This window comes from Arthrobacter sp. 2762, from assembly GCF_040548745.1.
GTDB lineage: Bacteria > Actinomycetota > Actinomycetes > Actinomycetales > Micrococcaceae > Arthrobacter.
Genome location: NZ_JBEPSI010000007.1, coordinates 175,229 through 196,320, shown reverse-complemented (window position 1 = coordinate 196,320; position 21,092 = coordinate 175,229). Strand labels below are relative to the sequence as shown.

The 21,092-nt window shown below is 62.5% G+C and carries 16 protein-coding genes; 4 read left to right on the top strand and 12 right to left on the bottom strand.

From position 1 onward, the window contains the following. Window positions 1-182: 182 nt before the first annotated feature. On the top strand, window positions 183-1,334 hold the full coding sequence (locus tag ABIE18_RS14810) for a glutamate--cysteine ligase (protein WP_223946526.1): 1,152 nt from the start codon (window positions 183-185) through the stop codon (window positions 1,332-1,334). Between the two features lie 26 nt (window positions 1,335-1,360). Here ABIE18_RS14810 and tsaD read toward each other — a convergent pair whose 3' ends face one another. From tsaD to ABIE18_RS14780, 6 genes are read right to left on the bottom strand one after another with little or no spacing between them, the layout of a single operon-like run. Beyond that, window positions 1,361-2,488: a tRNA (adenosine(37)-N6)-threonylcarbamoyltransferase complex transferase subunit TsaD gene (gene tsaD / locus ABIE18_RS14805; protein WP_499723459.1), complete on the bottom strand. Its 1,128-nt coding sequence runs from the start codon at window positions 2,486-2,488 to the stop codon at window positions 1,361-1,363. Window positions 2,489-2,536: 48 nt separating this feature from the next. Beyond that, the gene (rimI, locus tag ABIE18_RS14800) at window positions 2,537-3,022 is read right to left on the bottom strand and encodes a ribosomal protein S18-alanine N-acetyltransferase (RefSeq protein WP_499723458.1); all 486 of its coding nucleotides are present in this window, start codon (window positions 3,020-3,022) and stop codon (window positions 2,537-2,539) included. Window positions 3,023-3,035: 13 nt separating this feature from the next. Next, complete coding sequence (gene tsaB / locus ABIE18_RS14795; RefSeq protein ID WP_499723457.1) at window positions 3,036-3,707, bottom strand: tRNA (adenosine(37)-N6)-threonylcarbamoyltransferase complex dimerization subunit type 1 TsaB; 672 nt, start codon at window positions 3,705-3,707, stop codon at window positions 3,036-3,038. Next, entirely contained in the window at window positions 3,701-4,315 is a 615-nt protein-coding gene (tsaE, locus tag ABIE18_RS14790) for a tRNA (adenosine(37)-N6)-threonylcarbamoyltransferase complex ATPase subunit type 1 TsaE (protein ID WP_499723456.1), read from the bottom strand. Before tsaE ends, tsaB begins: the two co-directional genes overlap by 7 nt. After that, complete coding sequence (alr, locus tag ABIE18_RS14785; RefSeq protein WP_499723455.1) at window positions 4,312-5,577, bottom strand: alanine racemase; 1,266 nt, start codon at window positions 5,575-5,577, stop codon at window positions 4,312-4,314. The genes tsaE and alr overlap by 4 nt, the downstream gene beginning before the upstream one ends. Window positions 5,578-5,626: 49 nt before the next feature. Next, window positions 5,627-6,721, bottom strand: coding sequence for a carbohydrate kinase family protein (locus ABIE18_RS14780; protein WP_499723454.1), 1,095 nt, complete (start codon window positions 6,719-6,721; stop codon window positions 5,627-5,629). A gap of 46 nt (window positions 6,722-6,767) precedes the next feature. Here ABIE18_RS14780 and ABIE18_RS14775 point away from each other — a divergent pair, with 46 nt between their 5' ends. Then, window positions 6,768-8,144: a 6-phospho-beta-glucosidase gene (locus ABIE18_RS14775; RefSeq protein WP_499723453.1), complete on the top strand. Its 1,377-nt coding sequence runs from the start codon at window positions 6,768-6,770 to the stop codon at window positions 8,142-8,144. Between the two features lie 13 nt (window positions 8,145-8,157). Here ABIE18_RS14775 and ABIE18_RS14770 read toward each other — a convergent pair whose 3' ends face one another. Next, entirely contained in the window at window positions 8,158-8,691 is a 534-nt protein-coding gene (locus tag ABIE18_RS14770) for a GNAT family N-acetyltransferase (protein ID WP_499723512.1), read from the bottom strand. 123 nt (window positions 8,692-8,814) lie between these two features. On the opposite strand from ABIE18_RS14770, the gene mshA reads away from it, so the two are divergent. Then, window positions 8,815-10,059 carry a D-inositol-3-phosphate glycosyltransferase gene (mshA, locus tag ABIE18_RS14765; protein WP_499723452.1) on the top strand — a complete coding sequence of 415 codons (1,245 nt, stop codon included), beginning with the start codon at window positions 8,815-8,817 and terminating at the stop codon, window positions 10,057-10,059. A 105-nt stretch (window positions 10,060-10,164) separates the two neighbouring features. Then, window positions 10,165-11,853 carry a formate--tetrahydrofolate ligase gene (locus ABIE18_RS14760; protein ID WP_499723451.1) on the top strand — a complete coding sequence of 563 codons (1,689 nt, stop codon included), beginning with the start codon at window positions 10,165-10,167 and terminating at the stop codon, window positions 11,851-11,853. 302 nt (window positions 11,854-12,155) lie between these two features. On the opposite strand, the gene ABIE18_RS14755 is transcribed toward ABIE18_RS14760, so the two are convergent. The 5 genes from ABIE18_RS14755 to glgX all read right to left on the bottom strand — a co-directional run bounded on the left by ABIE18_RS14755 (window position 12,156) and on the right by glgX (window position 21,029). Further along, a complete protein-coding gene (locus ABIE18_RS14755) occupies window positions 12,156-13,241 on the bottom strand; it encodes an inositol-3-phosphate synthase (protein ID WP_499723450.1) in 1,086 nt (361 codons plus the stop codon). 170 nt (window positions 13,242-13,411) lie between these two features. Then, window positions 13,412-14,449, bottom strand: coding sequence for an L-glyceraldehyde 3-phosphate reductase (gene mgrA, locus ABIE18_RS14750; RefSeq protein ID WP_499723449.1), 1,038 nt, complete (start codon window positions 14,447-14,449; stop codon window positions 13,412-13,414). Window positions 14,450-14,518: 69 nt separating this feature from the next. Beyond that, window positions 14,519-16,303: a malto-oligosyltrehalose trehalohydrolase gene (treZ, locus tag ABIE18_RS14745; RefSeq protein WP_499723448.1), complete on the bottom strand. Its 1,785-nt coding sequence runs from the start codon at window positions 16,301-16,303 to the stop codon at window positions 14,519-14,521. A gap of 71 nt (window positions 16,304-16,374) precedes the next feature. Continuing rightward, on the bottom strand, window positions 16,375-18,687 hold the full coding sequence (gene treY, locus ABIE18_RS14740; RefSeq protein ID WP_499723447.1) for a malto-oligosyltrehalose synthase: 2,313 nt from the start codon (window positions 18,685-18,687) through the stop codon (window positions 16,375-16,377). Next, window positions 18,684-21,029: a glycogen debranching protein GlgX gene (gene glgX, locus ABIE18_RS14735; protein ID WP_499723446.1), complete on the bottom strand. Its 2,346-nt coding sequence runs from the start codon at window positions 21,027-21,029 to the stop codon at window positions 18,684-18,686. The genes treY and glgX overlap by 4 nt, the downstream gene beginning before the upstream one ends. Window positions 21,030-21,092 lie beyond the last annotated feature (63 nt).

The window sequence follows — 21,092 nt, the reverse complement described above, 5'->3', positions numbered from 1 at the left end:
AAGATTATAGTTGCAAATCATTCTCATTAGCAATCTGCCCTGGCTGTGTCACGGCGCTTAACTTCACCCCGTCCGCAATCACGCGTGCTCCGCCTGCACTAGACTTGAGCCGACCGCTGACGGCCCCGCAGCGGGTTGCGTCCAGCAGAAAGTCCAGCAGAAACAAGCAACGAGGGGACTACGTGCAGATTGAGTTTGCGCCATCCAGGCAATCGACACTGGGTGTGGAATGGGAGTTGGCGCTCGTCAATGCACGCACCGGGGAACTGGTCTCAGTCGCGAACGATGTGCTCAAGGGCGTGGCCGCGAACCACCCGGACCTCAACGAAGACGACGAACACCCCCACATCAAGCGCGAACTGCTCCTGAACACGGTGGAACTCGTTACCGGAATCTGCGAAACGGTCAAGGAAGCCAAAGAGGACCTTAGCCGCTCCCTCGCCGCTGTCCGCGAAGTCACCGACCCCATGGGAGTCGAGGTGTTCTGCGCAGGCAGCCATCCCTTCAGCCCTCCCCTGCTCCAACCGGTCACCGACAAGGAGCGCTACGCCAAGCTGATCGAGCGGACCCAATGGTGGGGACGCCAAATGGTCATCTACGGTGTCCACGTCCACGTGGGCATCGATCGCCGGGACAAAGTACTCCCCATCCTGGATGGCCTGGTCAACTACTTCCCGCACTTCCAGGCGTTATCCGCCTCCAGCCCCTTCTGGGCCGGCGAAGAAACCGGCTACGCATCCCAGCGCGCCCTCATGTTCCAGCAACTCCCCACCGCTGGCCTGCCGTTCCAATTCGAAACCTGGGAAGCATACGAGTCCTATGTCCAGGACATGTTCACCACCGGTGTCATTGACGCCATCTCTGAAATCCGCTGGGATATCCGGCCTGTTTCCAACCTGGGAACTATCGAGATGCGCATTTGCGATGGCCTCGCCACCTTGGAGGAAGTGGGCGCGATCGCCGCACTGACGCAGTGTCTCGTGGACGAGTTCTCCTCCATCCTCGACGCCGGCGGCAGCATCCCAACCATGCCTCCTTGGCACGTCCAGGAGAACAAGTGGCGTGCCGCCCGCTATGGCATGGAAGCCATCATCATCCTGGATGCCAAGGGCAACGAGCAGTTGGTCACCGAGCACCTCGCAGAAACCGTCGCACGCTTGGAACCCGTGGCAGCCAAGCTCGGCTGCTCGGAAGAACTGGCCGACGTCATGAAGATCATCGAACGCGGCGCCAGCTACCAGCGCCAGCGCCGTGTGGCCGCCGAACACAACGGGGACCTGCAGGCAGTGGTCATGGACCTCGTGCAGCAGATGCGTAAAGGCCCCGACGCATAGTTAGTGGAACGCGCAGTTGGGTGGACTTACGCAGCCACCGACACCGTAGTAACGGGCATGGAGGAATCCGGTGCGAAGGCAATTCCGCTGGGCCCGGTTCCGGCCATGATCAGTTGGGCACCAAGGGCTGCCACCATGGCACCGTTGTCCGTGCAGAGATCCAGCGGCGGCACGTGCAGCTTGATGCCCGCAGACACGCACCGTTGACCGGTCAATTCACGCAGCCGCGAGTTGGCAGCAACGCCTCCACCAAGGAGCACGTCAGTAATGCCGTTCTCCTTGCAGGCCAGGACTGCCTTGGAACTGATGACGTCCACTACGGCTTCCTGGAATGCCGCTGCGATATCGGCTACAGGTACTTCCTCACCGCGGGCTTCGAATTGCTCCACGCATCTGGCCACCGCGGTTTTCAGGCCGCTGAAGGACCAGTCGTAGCGGTGCGGTCCCTTTTCCTCTGCGGTGCCCATGTATTTGGGCTGCGTGAGGCCGCGCGGAAAGCGGATGGACTTGGGATTGCCCTGGCGTGCGAGTTTGTCGATGGCTGGACCACCGGGGTAACCAAGGCCCAGGATCCGGGCCACTTTATCGTAGGCTTCACCGGCGGCATCATCGATGGTGGACCCCAGGAGTTCCACGTCATCTGTGATGCTGCGGATACGGAGGATCTCCGTGTGGCCACCGGAAACCAAAAGTGCACCGAGGTTCTGCGGCAGCTGGCCGGCACCCAGGCTGGCGCCGGCACCGGCGTCGGGCCTTGAATCCAGCAGCCCCACGCCAACGTGCGCTACAAGGTGATTGATCGCGTAGAGCGGCTTGCCCGTGGCGACGGCCAGGGCCTTCGCGGCGCAGACACCCACCATGAGGGCGCCGGCCAGGCCGGGACCGGAGGTGACAGCAATGGCATCGATGTCCTCCAGGGTCACCCCGGCTTCATGCAGCGCTTCCTGGAGCGTGGGGACAAAGGCATCCAGGTGGGCGCGCGAGGCGATCTCCGGGATGACGCCACCAAAGCGCACGTGCTCGTCCATGGACGAGGACACCGTGTTGGTCAGCAGCGTTGTACCGCGCACGATTCCGACGCCCGTTTCGTCGCAGGACGATTCGATGCCCAGCACCAACGGCTGCTTCGGCTGTTCTGGATAAGGGCCGCTCACGCGTTGGCTCCTTCTGTGGAATGTGGCTCGTTAAGTGTCATGAGTTATTCAGTGGCATGAGTTATTCAGTGGCAGGCGCATGATCAACGCGTCCGTCCCGTCCCGGTAGTACCGGGGCCGGATATGAATCTGTTCGAATCCGAAGCGCAGATACAACTGCTGTGCACGGGGGTTGTCAGCGCGCACCTCCAGGAGGACGTCCGCCGCGCGACGCCGCCGGGCCTCTTCAATCAGTTCGGTCAGGATCGCCGAACCGATGCCTTTGCCTTCAAATTCAGGAACGACGGCGATCGTCTGGACGTCCGCAATCGGCTCAATGCACATCAAGCCGGCGTACGCCACGATCTGGCCCTCAACCTCGGCCACCACATAGCGGCGTGTTTCGAGCTGCGATAACTCGTCGAAGAACATCTGCAGGGGCCAGGCATCCACGGGGAACAACCGCCGTTCCAAGGCTTCCACGGCCGGGACGTCAGCCTCGGTCATGTCGCGCAGGGAAACTCCGGCGAGCTCCAGTTTGGGTGAGAGTTTCATCGTTTCCCTTTCATCACAGGGCACGCTTCCTGGGACCCGGCACCTGGGCGTCCGATTCGCGCAAGTACAAAGGTGTGGAATCCAAGAGTTCCTGCCCTGCCGATAACCGGGCCAGCGCGATCTGGCCAAGGGAGGCCGCGTCCGGTTGGGTGTCGGCAAAATCTTCGTCGGCACGGAGGACGTCGGCGTACAGGCCAGCGCCCGCACCGAACACGGGCAGGTCCGGCAATTCCGATGCGAAACCCACATGCGGTCCGTCGATGAGCTGGGGAAGCTGGCCCTCCTCCAGGGCGTACCGCGCCCAGTAGACCTCTTTCCGCCGGGCGTCAGTGGCCACTAGGAATTCAGGAACAGCGGCAGTGGACTCCGCTACTTCGAGGGCGATCGCATCAAGGCTCATCAGGCCATACAGCGGCTTGTTCCAGACGAAAGCCAGGGTGCGGGCGGTTGCAATACCCGAGCGCAGCCCGGTAAACGGTCCGGGGCCCACCCCTGTGACGATCACGTCAATGTCCCCGCCGGTGACGCCTGCTCCTGCCAGGAGCTTCTCGATGCCGGGGGCAAGGACTTCGGCATGGCTTCGCGTGTCCTCAGTGGAGAAAGAATCCAGCACGCCTTCCATGGCAACGTCCGAAATCAGCGCAGCGCTGGCCACTGCTGAGGTGTCGATGGCCAGGATCAGCATGAGTGGCCTCCTTCGGAGAGCGTGGTTTCAAGAACCTTCGGTGCCTCGGCCCAGCGTGGGCCGAAACCGCGGAAAACGATGGTGCGGGGTTCGTCGTCGTCATCAGTATCAAAGTCCAGGACCGTGCCGCTGTCCGCGACATTGGTGGCCGGCACGGCTACGCTACCCACAGACCGGTGAAGATCGACTTCCAGTCGGCTGTCCGAGAGGTGCTCCACCCGGTCCCTCCCCCACTCCACCACGGTTACGGACGAGTCGATGGTGTTCTCAAGATCAATGTCATCGATCTCGGCAGCTGATTCCAGCCTGTAGGCGTCGACGTGGACCAGGTCCGGGCCACCGGGGCGCGGGCCGTCCGGAAGGTTGGGATGGATCCGAACCAGCACGAACGTAGGCGAGATGATCCCGGCACGTACGCCCAAGCCCTCTCCCAGCCCCTGGGTGAAGGTCGTCTTCCCCGCACCCAACTCTCCGGTCAGGACAAGGAGGTCCCCCGCCTCAAGTACCCCGCCCAGTGCTGCGCCAAGCGCGTGGGTCTGCTCCGCCGTCGTGACCTTCAGGTGGCGTTCCCACAGCGGTTCGCTTGGTTCGATCAGTGTTTCGTTCACAGCGTCGCCGACTCCGATGCTGCCCGGGTGCCGCGTTGTACCTCCGGTTGCGCCTCAGGCTGTGCCGAAGCCTCGTTGACGTAGCTGCGGGGCACCCGCGGGCTTATGCGGGTGACGATCTCATAGTTGATGGTTCCCGCTGCGGCCGCCCAGTCATCTGCGGTGGGGCCGCCATCGGCGCCGTCGCCGAACATCACAGCTTCGCTGCCCTTGAGTCCGGCAGCTTCTTCAGGGGTGAGTGGTCCAAGATCAATCACCATCTGGTCCATCGCGATCTGGCCCACCACAGGGTAGGTGACGCCGTTGACGCGAACTGGACCGCCCGTGGCAATACGCGGGACGCCATCGGCATAGCCCAAGGGAACCAGGCCCAGCGTGCTCTCCTGGCTGGTGTGGTACTTCAGGCCGTAGGAAACGCCTTGCCCCTGCGGAACCTTTTTGCAGTTGGAGAGGAGTGTGCGGACGGTCATGGCTGCGTGCAGGCCAAGTTCGGCGGAGGTAACCCCTTCGAAGGGCGACAACCCGTAGATGCCGAGCCCCACGCGGATGAGGTCGAAGTGCGAATCCGGCCGGGACAGGGCTGCGGGAGTGTTGGCGATGTGCCTGACCTCGGTATCAACGCCGGCATCCTCAGCGATGGCGAGTGCGTCACGGAAAACCGCCAATTGTTGGTCCGTTTCGGGCCGGTGCGGCTCGTCGGCGACGGCAAGGTGGGAGAAAATGCCAACGACGCGAAGCAGGCCTTCGTCCTGGTATTCCATGGCCTGGCCCACCAACTGGTCCCAGTCGGCGATGGGGCAGCCATTGCGGCCCAGCCCTGTATCCACCTTCAGATGGACCCGCGCGGGGCGCTCCTGTTCGCGGGCGGCCGCCACGACGGCGTCGAGCTCCCAGCCGGAAATTCCGACGTCGATGCCGGCGGCAACTGCGGCTTGGAAGTTGCTTTCACGGGTGTGCAGCCAGGCCAATATGGGTGCCTCAATGCCGGCGGCACGCAAGGCGAGCGCCTCTGAAATGTGGGCGACGCCGAGCCAGGCCGCTCCGGCGTCGAGGGCTGCACGTGCCACCTGAACCACGCCATGGCCATAAGCGTCAGCCTTCACCACAGCCATGACCGAGGCCGGGGAGGCGATCGCGACAAATTGACGAACGTTGTGCCGCACGGCCTCAAGATCGATCACGGCGGAACGCTCAAGCACCGCTGACTTTGCTATGGAGGTCTTGGACCCGATCCCGATATCTGCAGCTGCTTCGTAAGTCACCCTAGAGATTCTAGTGGTGTGGGTGAAGAGGGGTTAACTGCCGGCTCTGCTACTGGGCATCTGACAAGTGGGCGATCGTGGCCCGGGCGCGCCGTTGGGCTTCGGCGGGGATGTCCTTCACGATCGGTTCAAGGAAGGCGAAACGCCGCAGCCACTGGCTCGACTGGCGTTCCTTCCGTGCGTTGGCACGCTGCCACCAGTCCGCGATGTCGCCCCAGCCGGGCGCAGCCAGGGACCCGCCCACTTGTTGTACGGCCAGCGAGGCACAGAGGTTCGCGAACCGCAGGCGGTCCCCCAATCTCCACCCGGCCAGGCACCCCACAATGAAGGCCGCCCCGAAACAATCGCCGGCGCCCGTCGGATCGTACGCATTCACGGGTAACGACGGCACCCATTCCTCTTCGCCCGTCTCTGAGTCCACGGCCATGGCGCCCTGTGCTCCGAGCGTCACCACAGCTACCGGAACTCGATCGGCCAACGAATACAGCGCCGCCCAGGGATCGCTCTTGCCCGTGAATGCCATGGCCTCCGGCGCATTGGGAAGGAAAGCGTAAAAGTGTTCGAGTTGGTCCAGCCTGCGCTGTGACCACTCTCCGCTGGGGTCCCAGCCCACCACGCCGAAAAGCTTGGTTCCCGCGGCCTTCGCCGCCAGCATCCAGGGTTCCAACTCCTCGCCCAGGTCCGCGACGGCGGCGAGCGCCTTGGGTGGCTGCCCGATCAGGTCCGAGGCCTTGATCGGCGCGGGGTGCCCGTGGGTGACCATGGATCGATCCTGATTCACGCACATGGACACCGTCACCGGCGAGTGCCAGCCCGGGACGCGACGCGACAGGGACAAGTCCACATGCTCCTGGCTTTCAAGGATCTGCCAGTTGTAATCCCCGTAACCGTCGTCGCCAAAGGCTGCCGCCAGGTTGGTCCTCAGGCCAAGCCGGGCCGCGGCGATCGCTTGGTTGGCAACCCCGCCCGGGCAGCTGCCCATGCCTTCGCTCCACACTTCAGTGCCGGGTTCGGGAGAGTGCGGGAGTCCGGTGAAAATGATGTCCTGGAAGACCGTTCCTGCCAGGAGAAGGTCGCATTGGCCGTCGCCGTCCGTGCGCACGGCGGCAAGGGGATCAAAACGTCGCTGGGGCATTGCGTCCATGCACGGCACACTACGCTGCGCCTTCCGGGCTGCATAGACTCGGATCATGCGGCTCATGATCGCCGGTGGCGGCGGATTCCGGGTACCCCTTGTGTACCGTGCCTTATGCACGGGTCCGTTCGCGGGACTGGTGCACGAGGTGGTGCTCTACGACGTCGATCCCGCACGTCTCGCCGCCATCCAGGCAGTCCTCCGGGATATGCCCACCCCGGAAGGCTCCCGGCCCGCCGTCGTGGTTTCCACGGACCTGAAGCAGGCACTCACCGGCACCGATATGGTCTTTGCGGCGATCCGCCCGGGCGGGACGGCTGGACGGATCGCCGACGAACGCGTGGCCTTGGACCTCGGCTTGCTGGGCCAGGAGACCACGGGCGCGGGCGGCATCTCCTACGCCCTCCGCTCCATTCCGCACATGCTGGAGCTCGCCGAGGGAATGCGGCGCTATTGTCCGGATGCGTGGCTCATCAACTTCACCAACCCCGCCGGGATGGTGACCGAGGCGCTTGTGCCGGTGCTGGGACCAAAGGTGATTGGCATCTGCGATTCCGCCGGCGGCTTGGTCCAGCGCGCGGCAAGGGCCGCCGGTTCACCGCTCCAAGAAGGAACGCTCGACGGCGTGGGCTACTTCGGGTTGAACCACCTCGGCTGGCTATACCGGCTGGCGCCCGGTGGCCGGGACCTGCTGCCCGGGCTGTTGTCGGATCGTGGGGCGCTCGAAACAATCGAAGAAGGGCGTTTGTTCGGCCAGCACACTCTGGACAAACTCGGTTGCCTGCCCAATGAATACCTTTACTACTACTACGCCACCGAGCAAGCGACTGGAGCCATCCTGAAGCAACGCGAAACTCGCGGGGCGTCCATCCACCAGCAACAGAGCTCGCTCTACCCCTCCCTCGTGGAATCCTCGGACGCCTACGCCATGTGGGATGCGGCCCGGCGCTCCCGTGAGGAAGGCTACCTGGCCGAAGCCCGCACGCACGGGGAGCAGCGCGACGAGGAAGACCTCGCCGGGGGTGGCTACGAGCGTGTGGCGTTGTCCGTGATGCGGGCTCTATCCGGAGGTGGGACGACCCAGCTGATCCTCAATGTGCCCAATTCACCCGTCGCCGGCTCTGTGCCAAGTGAGGCGGAAGTCGCCGTGCCCGGGCTGCCGGGGGACGCCGTCGTCGAAGTTCCCTGCGAGGTAACACCCGACGGCGCCCTGCCGCTTGCGCAGGAACGGCCCGGAGGCCAGTTCCTCACGTTGATGCAACACGTCAAGGAAGTGGAGCGGCTGACGGTCCGGGCAGTGCGGGACCGTGACCGCGATGCTGCACTGCAAGCCTTTGCCGCCCACCCGCTGGTAGGTTCGGCGTCTCTGGCCGAAGAACTCCTTGACGGCTACGAGGCAGCCTTCCCGGAACTCCACGGACTCTGGAAGTGACTTCTCAGCATTTCTAGAGCTTCCGGTACATCACGTGCAGGCCAACGTACCCAATTTCGGGGTGGTTGAAGGCCTCGGGAACCGTGGCCAGGATGCGGAAACCCATGGATTGCCACAACCACACCGCCCGGACGTTGCTCTCCACCACAGCATTGAATTGCATGGAGCGGAATCCTGCCGCTTTGGCTTCTTTTAGGGAGTAGGCACACAGCGCCCGTGCAATTCCCTGGCCCGAATGTTTGGAGCTCACCATATACCCGGCGTTCGCCACATGACTGCCGCCACCGGCCTGGTTCGCATGGAACTCCCCAGTGCCCAGGATTTCGCCTCCCTGACGGCGCCCGTCCGCAGTACGCACCGCCACGAACGTTTGGCCGGGCGCTTCCTTCATCCACTTGGCACGGGCAGCTTCTTCAGTGGTGTCACGGTCCCAGGTGAAGGTCTCCCCCTCGCGGAGGATGGGCTCCATGAGGGACCAGATGCCGGGCCAATCTTCGGGCGTGGCTGGGCGGATGTCGAAAAGGGTTTCTTGGCTCACAGCGCACAGGCTAGCAGCCTTGTCCACATAGCCGGGATCGGCGCCATGTGGTGCTGGGCTTCAGGAGTAGTGTTTTCTGCAGGGCAAAAGTGGTTTGGCTTCACAAGTTAGTTTCATACGAAGGAGGAAAGTGTGCCGTTGATCCGCCGCGTGGCATTCCTTTCACTGCACACCTCCCCCATGGAGCAGCCAGGGGCCGGCGATGCTGGCGGGATGAACGTCTATGTCCGGGCTTTGGCCATGGCGCTGGCCGAGTCCGGTGTGGAGGTAGAGATCTTCACCCGTTCCACCAAAGCCGGCCAGGCCGCCGTCGAGCATCCAGGACCCGGCGTGTGCGTCCACAACGTGATGGCCGGACCCCGGCGGAAAGTCCCCAAGGAAGAGTTGCCTGCCCTGCTCCACCAGATGGTGGAGGAGATCGATCGGATCCGGCAGCAGCAACCCCACGGCCGTTACGACGCCATCCATTCGCATTACTGGGTTTCCGGGATTGCGGGACTGGAATTGTCTGAGCTCTGGGGTGTTCCGTTGGTCCACACCATGCACACCATGGCCAAGGTCAAGAATCTTGTTCTCGAATCCGGCGAGCGCCCCGAACCGCGGCGTCGGGAGGACGGCGAGCAGCGGATTGTTGATGGGGCTACCCGCCTCATCGCCAATACTCCAGCCGAGGCAGAAGAGCTCGTCTCCCACTACGGAGCCGATATCGACAAGATCGACGTCGCACCTCCCGGCGTGGATCTCAAGGTCTTCACACCATCCTTCCGTCGCAAGTCGCGCGCCGAGCGGGACGTCAGGCCGGACAGCTTCCACATTCTGTTCGCAGGCCGGATCCAACGGCTTAAGGGTCCCCAGGTCTTCGTCAAAGCAGCTGGTCTCCTGCGGAAGCGCAGGCCGGACATCGATCTGGAAATGACCATTCTGGGTTCGCTCAGCGGCGCCAAGGACTTCAACCTGCAGCACATCATCGAGGAGGCCGGGCTGGCCGACGTCGTCACCCATCGCCCGCCGGTTGTAGCGCCCGAGCTCGCCAGCTGGTTCCGCTCCGCCGACGTCGTGGTGATGCCCTCATTCAGCGAATCCTTCGGCCTTGTGGCCTTGGAAGCACAAGCGTGCGGCACCCCCGTGGTGGCCACCAACGTGGGTGGGCTCTCACGCGCCATTTCCGATGGCCGGACAGGCATCCTCGTGGATGGTCACGATCCTTCCGACTGGGCTGATGCCCTCGAGGATTTGTACGACGACGTTCAGACACGCGAGGACATGGGCCGTTTAGCCGCGACCCATGCCGAATCCTTTGGCTGGCAGCGCACTGCTGCGATCACCTTGGAAAGCTATCGCGAGTCTGTTGGCGGCCTGCTGGTCCCCCGGCGGTGAACCTCACGCAGTTATCCGCTGGCGGCTGATAGATTGTCGCGCACAGCGTAGGCAGGGCGCAGAGCGTCAGCCCACACAGCGTAAGCACTAAGCCGAAGGACAATGATGTCTGAAAACAAGGGCCTGAGCGATCTTGAGATAGCCCATAACGCCACCATCCTGCCCATCGAAGAGATTGCGCGACGGGCGGGCATCAACGTGGACGCACTGGAACTGTATGGGCCTTACAAAGCCAAGATCAATCCGGCCAAGCTTGTGCTCCCTGAGGGCAAGGCGCCCGGCAAAGTGGTCCTCGTTTCAGCCATGTCCCCCACCCCTGCGGGCGAAGGCAAATCGACAACCACTGTAGGCCTTGCCGATTCCCTCGCACGCGCCGGCCACAAAGTGATGATCGCACTGCGCGAACCGTCACTTGGGCCGATCCTTGGCATGAAGGGAGGAGCAACCGGAGGCGGCTACTCCCAGGTGCTGCCCATGGACGATATCAACCTCCACTTCACTGGCGACTTCCACGCCGTCACCTCGGCCAACAACGCCCTCATGGCACTCGTGGACAACCACATCTTCCAAGGCAACCACCTCGGAATCGACCCCCGCCGCATGACGTTCAAGCGGGTCATCGACATGAACGACCGCTCCCTACGGGAAATCATTATCGGGCTCGGCGGTCCCGCCCAAGGCGTACCCCGGCAAGATGGCTTTGATATCACAGTGGCCTCCGAAATCATGGCCGTATTCTGCCTCGCTGCGGACTTGGACGATCTCCGGACGCGCTTGGGCCGGATCACCTTCGGCTACACCTTCGACCGCCAACCGGTAACCGTTGCGGACCTTGGCGTGGAAGGTGTCCTGACATTGCTCTTGAAGGACGCCATCAAACCAAACCTTGTCCAGACCATCGCCGGGACGCCGGCGCTGGTCCACGGTGGCCCCTTCGCCAACATTGCCCACGGGTGTAACTCGCTCATCGCAACGCGGACTGCCCAGCAACTTGCCGACATCGTGGTCACCGAGGCCGGCTTCGGCGCGGACCTGGGTGCCGAAAAGTACATGGACATCAAGTCGCGCGTCGCTGACGTGGCGCCGTCCGCCGTCGTTGTTGTGGCAACGATCCGTGCGCTCAAGATGCAAGGCGGAGTTCCAAAGGAGAACCTCAGCGAGCCCAACGTGGACGCCGTGGCCGCTGGGGTGGAAAACCTCAAACGCCATGTTGGAAATATTGCCAAGTTCGGCATTTCGCCGGTCGTCGCCATCAACAAATTCGCCACCGACACCGACGAAGAACTTCAGTGGCTGCTGAAGTGGTGCGCAGCGGAAGGCGTGGAAGCCGCCGTCGCCGATGTCTGGGGCCGTGGTGGCGGAGGCGACGGTGGGGACGAGCTCGCGTCCAAGGTGGCAGCGGCAGTGCAAGGGCCGTCAAATTTCCACCACTTGTACCCACTTGAACTTTCTGTGGAGGACAAGATCCGGACCATTGTGCAGGAGATCTACGGCGCCGACGGCGTGGAATTTTCCGTCCCGGCACAGAAGCGGCTTGTGGACATCCAAAAGAATGGGTGGGGCGGGCTCCCCGTCTGCATGGCCAAGACGCAGTACTCGTTCACCGACGATGCGTCCAAGCTCGGGGCGCCAAAGGGATTCCGGGTACACGTGCGCGAACTCATTCCAAAAACGGGCGCGGGGTTCATTGTCGCCCTGACCGGTGCCGTCATGACCATGCCCGGTCTGCCCAAAGAACCGGCCGCCATGCGCATGGACGTCGGTCCCGACGGCAACCCCACGGGCCTCTTCTGACCTTCTCTCACATCCGGGCCGCTTTCCACCGATGCTCTATCACCTCCAGGCCACTTTCCTCCGATGCTCTATCACCTCCACCGGCATTCCCACCGATGCTCTCGAACCTCCACCGGATCCCAAAAGGGGTGACAGGATGTGAGAGAAGGACCGCCCAAAACCGGCTGTAAGTGAGAGAAGGACCGCCGAAAAGCGTCAGGATGTGAGAGAGCATCGGAAGCACAAAAGACGCCTTCCCACAGGAGTGGGAGGGCGTCTTTTGTCAGCGCTCGGGCTTTAGCCGTCGGGCTTTAACGCAAGGGTTAGCGCTCGATGTCGCCGCGGATGAAGGCTTCCACCTTGTCGCGGGCGATGTCGTCGTTGAACTGCTCCGGCGGGGACTTCATGAAGTAGCTGGACGCGGAGAGCAGCGGGCCACCGATACCGCGGTCCAGGCCAATCTTGGCGGCGCGGATGGCGTCGATGATCACACCAGCGGAGTTCGGGGAATCCCATACTTCGAGCTTGTATTCGAGGGAAACGGGAGCATCACCGAAGTTGCGGCCCTCGAGGCGGACGAAGGCCCACTTGCGGTCGTCAAGCCAGGCAACGTAATCGGACGGCCCGATGTGGACGTCATCAGCGTGAAGCTCAGCTTCAACATTGGAGGTGACGGCCTGCGTCTTGGAGATCTTCTTGGACTCGAGGCGATCGCGCTCAAGCATGTTCTTGAAGTCCATGTTGCCGCCAACGTTCAGCTGGTATGTGCGGTCCAAGGTGACACCGCGGTCTTCGAACAGCTTGGCCATCACGCGGTGGGTGATGGTGGCGCCGATCTGGCTCTTGATGTCGTCGCCCACGATCGGAACACCGGCTGCAGTGAACTTGTCAGCCCACTCTTTGGTTCCGGCAATGAAGACGGGGAGAGCGTTGACGAAGGCCACGCCGGCGTCGATGGCGCACTGGGCATAGAACTTGGCAGCCTGCTCCGAACCAACGGGCAGGTAGCAAACCATGACGTCTACCTTCGCTTCGCGGAGGGCAGCAACGATGTCGACGTCCTCCTCGGGAGCTTCGACGATGGTCTCGCGGTAGTACTTGCCCAAGCCGTCAAGGGTATGTCCACGCTGAACGGTCACCCCGGTAGCAGGGACGTCGGCGATCTTGATGGTGTTGTTTTCGCTGGCGCCGATGGCGTCGGCCAGGTCCAGTCCAACCTTCTTGCTATCGACATCGAAAGCGGCAACGAACTGAACATCGTTGACGTGGTACTGGCCGAACTCGACGTGCATCAGACCCGGAATCGTGGCCTTGGGGTCAGCGTCGCGATAGTACTGAACACCTTGGACCAGCGATGCGGCGCAGTTTCCTACGCCGACAATGGCAACACGAATCGGATGTGAAGACACGGAACTCCTTTTGAGAACTAAACCTCAGGTGCCAGGCGCAAACTCTGACTGAGCTCAGAGCACGACTGATTGGCACGGCGCCAGTTGGCGCACACTTGCATTGTAGCCAACACAGAAGGGGCCAGCTTTGTTCCCGCTGGCCCCTCCTGTTTTATGTCTTTCCCGAAAGGCTAGTCCTGCGCCCACAGATTGATGTCTGATTCGACCGCGAACTCGTCGATCGCCGTCAGCTCATCAGTGGTGAACTTCAGGTTGTTGATGGCACTCAGCGTGTCTTCAAGCTGCGAAACGCTGGAGGCCCCGACGAGTGCTGATGTTACGGGAGAGCCCTTCGGCTGGTCACGGAGAATCCATGCGATGGCCATCTGAGCGAGGGTCTGTCCACGGCGTTCGGCTATGGCGTTCAGCCCCCGAACGCGGTCCAACTTGTCCTCCGTCAATGCGGATTCGGAGAGGAACCGTTCCTTGGCGGCCCGCGAGTCAGCCGGTACACCGTTGAGGTAGCGGTTGGTCAGCATGCCCTGGGCAAGAGGCGAGAAGGCGATGGAGCCGGCGCCCACCTGGTCCAGTGCCTCGTAGAGGTTCGGCGAACCGTTCTCGGTCCATCGGTTCAGCATGGAGTAGCTGGGCTGGTGGATCAGCAGCGGCGTGCCGCGTTCCTTCAGGATCCGGGCTGCCTCGAGCGTCTGCTCGGGGGTGTAGGAAGATATGCCTGCGTACAAGGCTTTGCCGGAGCGGACCGCGTAGTCCAGCGCCCCCATGGTTTCCTCCAACGGCGTCTCGGGGTCCGGACGGTGGCTGTAGAAGATATCCACATAATCCAGGCCCATACGCTGCAGGGACTGGTCAAGGCTGGAGATCAGGTACTTGCGGGATCCCCATTCACCATAGGGGCCCGGCCACATGTAGTAGCCGGCCTTCGTGGAGATGACGAGCTCGTCACGGTACGGCTTGAAGTCTTCCTTCAGGTGGCGCCCGAAGTTCGTTTCTGCCGATCCATCCGGCGGGCCATAGTTGTTGGCGAGGTCGAAGTGGTTGACACCCAGATCGAATGCACGGCGCAGGATGGCGCGCTGTTCGTCGAACCGCTTGTCGTCGCCGAAGTTGTGCCAGAGGCCCAACGAGATAGCGGGGAGCTTGAGACCACTGCGTCCGACGCGGCGGTAGGGCATGGTTTCGTAGCGGTTTTCCGCAGCCGAATAAGTCATACGTACCATCCTGCCACTGCACAGATCACCGTGTTCGGGCTGTCCGCAATGTGGGCGCCGTCACCCTCGTCACTGCTCGCCTTGCTGGGCACGCACGACGGCGGCGCTCCCACCGGGCAGGGTCAGCGAACCGTCATCGAGGAATGCTTCGGTGTCGGTTGCCAGCAGCAGGGACCCGATCATGGGCGAATCCAGCGGCTCATCCCCAAAGTTGCACACCACGCGGATGGCGCCACGGGTCAGCTCCAACCAGTGCTCGTCGTCGTCGAATTCCACCGTGGTCTCGCCAAAACCGCCGTCCACCAGCTCCGGCGTATTCCGGCGCAGCTGTGCTAAATCCCGGTACAGCTGCAGCAGGCGGGCGTGGTCCCCGGCGTTGGGCTCGCTCCAGTCCAGCTTTGAGCGCTTGAAAGTCTCGGGGTCCTGGGGGTCGGGCACAACAGCAGGGTCCCAGCCCATCCGTTCAAATTCCTTGATCCGACCCTTCGCTGTGGCCTCCCCCAATTCCGGTTCGGGGTGGGAGGTGAAGAACTGCCACGGCGTGGAAGCCCCAAATTCCTCGCCCATGAAAAGCATGGGCGTGAAGGGGGATGTCATGGTCAGCACTGCGCCGATCGCCAACCGACCAAATGACAGTGACGCAGTTAGCCGGTCACCGGTGGCACGGTTGCCGATTTGATCGTGGTTTTGCAGGCAAACTACCAAGGCGGAAGGATGCGCGAGGTCGTGCCTGATGGGCCGGCCGTGGTGACGTCCCCGGAAACTTGAGTAGCTGCCATCGTGGAGGAAGCCGTGCTCAAGGACCTTGGCGAGGACAGCGAGCGAATCGAAGTCCCCGTAATACCCGGTGGTTTCACCGCTAAGGTTCACGTGCAGGGCATGGTGGAAGTCGTCGCTCCATTGGCCTTCCAAGCCATAACCGTTGTCCTTACGCGGGTAGATAAGCCGCGGATTGTTCAAGTCCGATTCGGCGATCAGGGTTTTGGTAACCCCAGTCTCGGCTTCGACCTGGTCTCCCAGCGCGCCAAAGTCTTCCAGGATGTGCACGGCACGTTCATCCCTCAGGGCGTGCACGGCGTCGAGCCTGAGCCCGTCTACGTGATAGTCGCGGAGCCACATCGCCGCATTCTCCAGAATGTAACGGCGCACCTCGTCCGAGCCCGGACCATCGAGGTTTACCGAATCGCCCCACGTGTTCCCCTCCCCCGATTTCAGGTAGGGGCCAAATTTGGGAAGGTAATTGCCGCTCGGTCCAAGATGGTTATAGACCACGTCCTGGATAACGCCCAGGCCTGCGGCGTGGGCTGCATCGACGAATCGCTGGTAGGCCTCCGGGCCACCGTAGGGCTCGTGGATGGCGTACCAAAGGACGCCGTCGTAACCCCAGTTGTGAACCCCATTGAATGCATTGACCGGAAGCAGTTCGATAAAGTCGACGCCCAAGTCAACTAAGTAGTCCAGTTTCCGGGCGGCCGCGTCCAGTGTGCCTTCGGGAGTGAACGTGCCCAGATGGAGTTCATAAATAACGGATCCCTTGAGGCTGCGCCCCTTCCACTCACCATCCCGCCACTGGTAGGCACCAGGATCGAAGGTGGCGGACAATCCATGCACGCCGTCCGGCTGCCGCCTTGAGCGCGGATCAGGAAAAGGCCCCTCCCCGTCCACGATGTAGCCGTACGCGACGGCGTCGCCTTCCTGTGCCGTGACGTCGGCGGGCGCGCGCCACCAACCCGTAGCGCCGCCGTCGTGGATTTGGTCCATCGGGTGCTCGCTACCTCCAGCGAGCAGCCTCACGGATCCGGCGTTGGGCGCCCAGACGTCGTAGCGGTTTTTTCCAGCAGCGTGCTCCAGCATCGTGTCCCCTGTGCTTGTTGTCAGCTTGCGTTGCAGTGGCGGTGTTGGTGGGTGTTCGTGTTTTCAGTGGATCAGTCAGCGGGCACCAGCAGGGCCACCGGATAGTGCTCCAGCAGCGTGGCGACTGCGACTGAACCGGCGTCATACGTGGTCCCGGTCAGTTCGTCATAGCAGTTCACCGGCAAGTCGACGGCCGTATCCCGCCAGCCGCCTTCGCGGGCGAGGCGCTTGGGCAACCGCGTGCCAACGGTGACCACGCCGGGTGCGTCCGCTCCACGGCTGAACGCAACTATGTGATCAGCGGCGGCGCCGCTCGCGTGCACAGGCTGGTAACCACCAAACAGTTCCGGCCGGTCCCGACGCAACCTCAGCGCCCTGGATACCACCAGCAGTTTTGCAGCGTCCTCTGTGAAGGCAGGCCGCGCACCAGTGTCGAGTTCCGCGAGCGCCGCGATCCGGGCTTGAAAGTCCACTGGCCGCCGATTGTCCGGGTCAGTCAGTGAACCGTCCCGGAACTCTGTGCCCTGATAGACATCCGGAACGCCGGGCATGGTTAGTTGAATGAGCTTGGCTGAGAGTGAGTTCGAGGTTCCATAAGGTTCCAGTTCCTCGACGAAATTCTCCAAGGCGGCAGCAACCTCGGGTACATCAAAAACGGCGTCGACGGCGGCAGCCAAGTGACGCTCGAAGTCCAGGTTGGGGTCAGTCCAGTTGGTCGAATTTCCGGCTTCGCGGGCGGCCTTGAGCGCATACGATTGGAGGCGCCCACGATCGGCGGGCCAAGCGCCTGCAATGGACTGCCAAACAAGGGCGGCCAGCGGACCGTCCGGGATGGGCGCCAGCTCCTGGACAGTGCCAAGGAAGAGTTCCCATTCGGGGACAGATTCGGAAATGACCGAAATCCTGGCCCGGGCGTCCTCGCTGCGCTTGGTGTCATGGGTGCTCAGCGTGGTCATGGAGAGCGGGATCTCTGCCTGACGACGTGCCAAGCGCTCATGGAACCCGTCAGGGGAAAGCGCAAATTCAGTGGGATCAGCTCCCACTTCGGTGAGCGTCCCCAACCGTGTGTAGCGGAAGAATGCGGTGTCCTCCACGCCCTTGGCCATAACCATGCCGGAGGTCTGCTGGAAACGGCGGGCGAGTTCCCCGGTGGTATCAATCAGGAGCGGGCGCAACCCGTTCAGCACAGCTCGGAGCTCGGGCCGGTGCTGCCCTGCGCACTCTATGGCTTCCTCCAGGATCTCCTGGCCGTGCGGAAGGTAGGTCCTGTAGACGGGGAACCAGCAAATGATCTCGGCCAAGGCGTCGGCTACGTCGGCGCGCGGCAATGCCGGTGACTCGGGAACAAGCCGGGACAACCTCAGGATTTCAGACCTCAGGATGCCGTCAGCGATGCGCCGTTTGGTGCCGTGAATCATGTCCTCATAGTCAGCCGGTTCAGCCGCATCCCGCAGCCGGGCATCGAGGGAGTCCAGGTATTCCTCGGCTGCTGGGTCCACGAACAGGCGGTCTACGTCCGCCAGCGCGTCATACCCTGTGGTGCCTTCGCAATCAAAGGTTTCCGGCAGTTTCTCTCCTGGTTCAAGGATCTTCTCCACCAGAAGGTACGCCCCGCCCGTCTCCTTGCGAAGCCTTGCCAGGTACCCTTCAGGATCCGCCAACCCATCGGGGTGATCGATCCTGAGACCGTCCACCAGCTCTTCGCGGAACCATCGCACGATTTCCTCATGCGCCTCATCGAAGACCCACGGAACCTCGACACGGACGCCTGCCAGTGTGTTCACCGCGAAGAAGCGGCGGTAGTTCAGTTCAGCGTCCGCGCGGCGCCAGCCCACCAGTTCATAGTGCTGCCGCGCATGAATGTTCTGGGGGCTGTCTCCGTCAGAGAAGCTGCCCTCGGCCAACGGGAAACGGTGATCGTAGTAGTGCAGTTCACCGTCCACCACAGTGAGCTGCTCAAGGTCGTCATCGCTGCCGAGCACCGGGATACGGATCTTTCCGCCGCCAAAGTCCCAGTCGACGTCGAACGCTTCCGCGTACTTGGACGAGCGTCCCTCCTTCAGGAGCTGCCACCACCAGGCATTCTGTCCTGGCGAGGCGACACCCATGTGGTTGGGAACGATGTCCGCCAGGATGCCAAGTCCCTTCGAGCGGGCGGCCTTCGACAACGCAGCGAGGCCCTCAGCTCCGCCCCTGGCCGGATCCACGGACGAAGGATCCGTGACGTCGTAACCGTGGTCCGAGCCTTCCTCCGCTGTAAGTATCGGCGATACGTAGATCCAATCGACCCCAAGGTTGTGCAGGTACCCGGTGAGTTCGGCCGCATCCTGAAGGGTGAAGCCTTGGCGGATTTGCAGCCTGTACGTCGAAACTGGCGTCCTCATGAGTCCGCCTTCTTCGCAGTACGGCGCTTTCGGGCGGGCTTTGTTACCCCAGCTGGCGGATCTCCCCCTTCGGAAGCTCTGCCCGCCTCTGAAGCATCCACAGACCGAGCGTTCGGCGCTGAACCAGTAGCCAGTGAATTCACCGCAGGTGCCGTCAGCGAGGCCGTTTCGGGGGTGCTGGTCTGGCTCAGGGCAGCAAGGGAGGCGGCCACAGAGTGGTCCGGCTCAGTCTCGGGGGTGCTGTGGGCCCTAAGCACCACGAGTGACTTCGCCGCGATCATCAGGATCTGATCCGCCTTCACGACGTCTGAATCAGCCCCTTCACCACCGGTGTCGATCATGACGTCCCACGCAGGGGCATATTCGTCTGACGGCACCCGGAACCCAACCTCGTCCGCGTCCGCGTTGAAGTACAGCAGGAAATTGACGTCGGTGATCCGGCGGCCCTGTGTGTCCCGTCCGTGGATGCCGTCACCGTTCAAGAACACACCAACAGAACGGCCCAGCGCGGTGTCCCAATCCGAGGGCGTCATGGTGCTGGCGTCGGCATCCAGCCATACGATGTCCGGAAGCCGCTCACCCTCGCCTCGCAGCACGGGCCGGCCATCGAAGAATCGGCTTCGGCGCAGGCTCGGGTGTTTGGCCCGCAGGGCGCTCACGGCAGCCGTAAACTCCACCAAGGGCTGGTCAACGCTCTCCCAATTGATCCAGGTCAGCTCCGAGTCCTGACAGTAACCGTTGTTGTTACCGTGCTGCGTCCTTCCAAGTTCATCGCCGTGCAGGAGCATGGGAACGCCCTGCGACAGGAAGAGCGAGGCGATGAAGTTCCGCTGCTGGCGGGCCCTCAGGCCTAGAACCTTGGGGTCGTCCGTGGGGCCTTCAACGCCACAGTTCCATGAGCGGTTGTGCGATTCGCCGTCGTTGTTGCCCTCACCGTTGGCCTCGTTGTGTTTCTCGTTGTACGACACGAGATCGGCCAGCGTGAAGCCGTCGTGGGCAGTAACGAAGTTGATGGATGCCACGGGCCGGCGCCCCGAGTGTTCGTAGAGGTCGGCTGAGCCGGTCAAGCGCGAGGCGAATTCACCCAGAGTGGAGGGCTCTCCGCGCCAGAAGTCGCGGACAGTGTCCCGGTACTGGCCGTTCCATTCTGTCCATTGCGGCGGGAAGTTGCCCACCTGATATCCACCCGGACCCACATCCCACGGTTCGGCAATCAGCTTCACCTGGGACACAACGGGGTCCTGCTGGATGAGTTCGAAGAAGGTTGACAGCTTGTCCACGTCGTAGAATTCTCGGGCCAAGGTGGACGCGAGGTCGAAACGGAACCCGTCCACGTGCATCTCCGTCACCCAGTAGCGGAGCGAGTCCATCAGCAACTGGAGTGAATGTGGACTCCGGACATTCAAGGAGTTCCCGGTGCCGGTGTAATCCATGTAGTACTTTTGGTCGTTCTCCACCAGGCGGTAGTACGCGGAATTGTCGATGCCCTTGAAGGACAACGTGGGCCCCAGATGGTTGCCCTCAGCCGTGTGGTTGTAAACGACGTCCAGGATGACCTCGATCCCGGCGTTGTGCAGGGATCGCACCATGGCCTTGAAGTCCTGGACCTGCTGGCCGGTATCACCCTTGGAGCTGTAGCTGTTGTGCGGGGCGAAGAAGCCGATGGTGTTGTAGCCCCAGTAGTTGTTCAGGCCTTTATCCTGCAGGATGCCGTCGTTGACGAACTGGTGCACCGGCATGAGCTCGATCGCAGTAATACCCAACTTTTGGAGGTGGGAGATGACTGCGGGGTGGGCGACACCGGCGTACGTTCCGCGCTGTTCCTCGGGAACCTCTGGATGCAGCTGGGTAAGTCCCTTGACGTGGGCCTCGTAGATAACCGACTTGTGGTACGGGATCTTCAGTAGTTTGTCGCCGTCCCAGTCGAAGAACGGGTTAATGACGACGCCCAGCATCATGTGCGGTGCGGAGTCGGCGTCATTCCGGGAATCGGGGTCCCCCATGTTGTAGGAGAACAGTGCCGGGTCCCAGTCGATCTGCCGGTGAATGGCCTTGGCATATGGGTCCAGCAACAGCTTGTTGGGGTTGAACCGTTGGCCGGCATCGGGGTTGTAAGGTCCGTGCACCCGATAGCCATATTTCTGTCCCGGTTGGACTTGCGGCAGGTAGCAGTGCCACACATAGCCGTCCACTTCGGTGACATCTACGCGGACTTCCCCGCCGTCGTCGTCGAAGAGGCACAGTTCCACTTTCTCGGCCTTCTCGCTAAACAGCGCGAAGTTGGTGCCGGTCCCGTCAAAGGTGGCCCCAAGCGGATAGGCCGATCCAGGCCAGACTTCCATGCGTTCTCCTCTGGTGATGCGGATAACTTGCTGCAAGCCTACTCATGACCCCTGACACGGACA

Coding starts and splice junctions, on each gene's coding strand:
- ABIE18_RS14780 (WP_499723454.1), bottom strand. CDS start 6,721: ATGGACGCAATGCCCCAGCGACGTTTTGATCCCCTTGCCGCCGTGCGC.
- treY (WP_499723447.1), bottom strand. CDS start 18,687: ATGAGGACGCCAGTTTCGACGTACAGGCTGCAAATCCGCCAAGGCTTC.
- ABIE18_RS14775 (WP_499723453.1), top strand. CDS start 6,768: ATGCGGCTCATGATCGCCGGTGGCGGCGGATTCCGGGTACCCCTTGTG.
- treZ (WP_499723448.1), bottom strand. CDS start 16,303: ATGCTGGAGCACGCTGCTGGAAAAAACCGCTACGACGTCTGGGCGCCC.
- tsaB (WP_499723457.1), bottom strand. CDS start 3,707: ATGCTGATCCTGGCCATCGACACCTCAGCAGTGGCCAGCGCTGCGCTG.
- mgrA (WP_499723449.1), bottom strand. CDS start 14,449: ATGACTTATTCGGCTGCGGAAAACCGCTACGAAACCATGCCCTACCGC.
- glgX (WP_499723446.1), bottom strand. CDS start 21,029: ATGGAAGTCTGGCCTGGATCGGCCTATCCGCTTGGGGCCACCTTTGAC.
- ABIE18_RS14760 (WP_499723451.1), top strand. CDS start 10,165: ATGTCTGAAAACAAGGGCCTGAGCGATCTTGAGATAGCCCATAACGCC.
- rimI (WP_499723458.1), bottom strand. CDS start 3,022: ATGAAACTCTCACCCAAACTGGAGCTCGCCGGAGTTTCCCTGCGCGAC.